This window comes from Mesorhizobium sp. M7A.F.Ca.CA.004.12.1.1, assembly GCF_003997835.1.
Taxonomy (GTDB): Bacteria; Pseudomonadota; Alphaproteobacteria; order Rhizobiales; family Rhizobiaceae; genus Mesorhizobium.
In genome coordinates this window covers 1-2,632 of the sequence record NZ_RZRK01000835.1, presented here as the reverse complement: position 1 = coordinate 2,632, position 2,632 = coordinate 1, and the positions used below count along the sequence as shown (strand labels likewise).

General features: G+C 62.7%; 2 protein-coding genes and 2 pseudogenes. 2 read left to right on the top strand and 2 right to left on the bottom strand.

Annotated features, from left to right (window positions below):
- Together EN984_RS30440 and EN984_RS30435 are read right to left on the bottom strand one after the other, a co-directional pair.
- Positions 1 to 191 (bottom strand): annotated as a pseudogene (locus tag EN984_RS30440) (serine kinase); the annotation flags it as partial.
- Entirely contained in the window at positions 188 to 1,483 is a 1,296-nt protein-coding gene (locus tag EN984_RS30435) for an ArgE/DapE family deacylase (RefSeq protein ID WP_164748646.1), read from the bottom strand. The gene EN984_RS30435 and the pseudogene EN984_RS30440, both read right to left, overlap by 4 nt.
- A gap of 169 nt (positions 1,484 to 1,652) precedes the next feature.
- On the opposite strand from EN984_RS30435, the gene EN984_RS30430 reads away from it, so the two are divergent.
- A complete protein-coding gene (locus tag EN984_RS30430; RefSeq protein ID WP_127267842.1) occupies positions 1,653 to 2,351 on the top strand; it encodes a GNAT family N-acetyltransferase in 699 nt (232 codons plus the stop codon).
- A pseudogene (locus tag EN984_RS30425) lies at positions 2,352 to 2,632 on the top strand (LuxR family transcriptional regulator); the annotation flags it as partial.

Genomic DNA, 2,632 nt, shown 5'->3' with positions numbered 1-2,632 from the left:
ATCTTTAGAACGAACTCACGCTCGCCGTCGGCCTGGATGTGGAAATTGTGGTCGCGTTCGCCAGGCAGCGGACGCGCGGTGCCGGTCAGCCCATAGTACCGGCGCAGGATGGCGAGCGCTTCGGCCGCCGAAACATCAGGCGCGTCCTCGGCGAGTGTTTCGCCGAATGCATCGGGGACAGCCGAATTCATGGCTTAGCCTCGATAGGTTCGAGCCCGCACCAGTCGGCGATGAACAGCGCGATGGTCTGGGTGACCTTGCGCACCGAGTCGAGATCGACGGCCTCGTCATAGCCATGCGGCATGCGGCAGATCGGGCCATAGACGATCGCCGGCGTGTCGGCATAGAGGCCGAAGAAGCGTGCATCCGTCGTCGCCGAGGTGACGTGTTCCGTCAGCGGCTCGCCCCAGACGGCGGTATGGCTGCGGCGCAGCACGGATTCCATCTCGTCGGCACCCTCCAGCACATAGCCTTCGGCCATGAAGCCGTTGTAGGTGAGGCTCGGCGGACGATTGGCCAGGAACGGATCGGCACGCGCCGCTTCGGCGATACAGGCCTCGAGCTCGGCTCTCGCGTCTTCGAGCCTCTGGCCGGGATAGGTGGCGACGCGCATCTCGAAGACACATCGCGCCGGAACGCTCGATGTCCATTCGCCCCCTTCGATCTTGCCGAGATTGAAGCGGATCGGGTGCGGGTGATCACGGAAATGCTTGTCGTCGACCTTGCGCGCATTCCAGACGATTTCGAGTTGCTTCAGCGCCTGGATGATGACAAATGCCTTTTCGATGGCATTGGCCCCGGCCGAAAATGCACCCGACGCATGCTGCGGGTCGCCGTCGACCTCGACCCGGAACCAGATCGGCCCGACCTGCGCCCGCATCAGCCTCGGCTCCAGCGGTTCGGGAATGAAGGCGGCGTCGGCGCGGTAGCCGCGCTGCACGCAGGCAAGCGCGCCATTGCCGGTGCATTCTTCCTCGACCACCGACTGCAGGTAAACGTTCGCGGCCGGCTGATAGCCAAGGCTGCGCAAGGCGGTCAGCGCATAGAGACAGGCGGACAGGCCGGCTTTCATGTCGCCGGCGCCGCGGCCATGCATCCAGCCGTCCTCGATCACCGGGTCGTAGGGATCGCGCACCCAGCGGTCGAGCGGTCCGGTCGGAACGACATCGATATGGCCGTTGAGGATCAGCGAGCGGCCGGTCGCGTTTCGCGGCGTATGCGTGGCAACGACATTGAAGGCGTCGTCATAAGAAACTGCCACGGGTGAAAAACCCGGCAGGTCGCGAATCGCATCGACATCGACGCGCCACATGTCGACGGCATAGCCGTCAGCCTCAAAGGCAGCCGCCATGAACGATTGTGCGGCATGTTCCTCGCCACGCTGCGAAGGAAAACGCACGAGGTCTTGCAGAAACGCTACCTGCCGCGCGAAGCCGTCATCGACCGCGCTCAGAATGGCCTCGTCCGCAATCCGCTCAGGCATCATATTTCACTTTCTTCTGAATGGTGTATCATATCTCATATGCCATTCCTGTGAAATGCAAGAGGCATACGCGCCAAACTTTCAGTCCAGGGTTTGCCGTTCGATGCTGCCATGGTCTTGGGGAGTTGGCATCGGATGCAGCAAGCCGATACTGCTATCTCTGGAAGACATGACGGGGAATGCGTTGATCACCGAAGACACGATGCAGGCCGAAATCACCGATCTCGCCATCGGCTACCATCGCCTGCCGGCGGGCAAGCTTGCCAATGCGGTGACGTGGATGGAGGCGCGCTCTCCGCAGCCCGATCTCGCGCACCCCTTGGCCATGACACGGATCACGACGCCCGACTGCGCTTCCTATCGGGCGATCTTCCTCGAGATCGGCGCGCCCTGGCTTTGGGACCGTGTTTCCGAAATGTCCGATGCCGAAATCACCTCGCATTTCGCCGACCCGCGCCAGCATCTCTACTACGGCCATGACGAGACCGGCGCCCATCTCGGTATGGTCGAATTCTTCGTCGCCGACAGCAGCGAGATCGAGATCATCTATTTTGGCCTGTTCCCGTCCCTGACCGGCAGGGGTTTCGGCAAACGGCTGATGGCCGGGGCACTGGACCTCGCATGGTGTCTCAACCCGAGCCGCATCTGGCTGCATACAAGCAGCTTCGATCATCACAGTGTCATCGGGTTCTACAGTGCCTGCGGGTTCGTGCCCTTCGCGACCGGATTTGAGATCGTCGACGATCCCCGGATCAAGGGAACCTTGCCGCGCGATGCCGCACCGCAGATTCCGCTGATCGAAACGGAGTGGAGCAATGGCAAGGGAGCCGCGCTTTCCCCGGAAAAGCGACAAGTTGCGCGGACCTAGATGAGAACAGCCCCGCAATCCGTCAGCCAAGCGTCGCCGCACCATCGCCGATGGGTTCGCCGCGAGACCATCCTGTCGACGCTGGAGCGCCATATCGACACGCGCATCGTGCTGTTCGCCGCGCCCGCCGGCTTTGGTAAATCGACGACGATGGCGCAATGGGCCGCGGAAGTCGCGCGCCACGGTCGGCTGACCGCTTGGCTGTCTTGCGAAGCGACGGACAATGACGAGGGCGCCTTCCTGTCGCATCTGGTGGGCGCGCTGCGCCAACTGGTCCAGAG

Bases quoted from the DNA above. Each gene is read 5' to 3' on its own strand.
- EN984_RS30430 (WP_127267842.1), top strand. From the start codon at position 1,653: ATGACGGGGAATGCGTTGATCACCGAAGACACGATGCAGGCCGAAATC.
- EN984_RS30435 (WP_164748646.1), bottom strand. From the start codon at position 1,483: ATGCCTGAGCGGATTGCGGACGAGGCCATTCTGAGCGCGGTCGATGAC.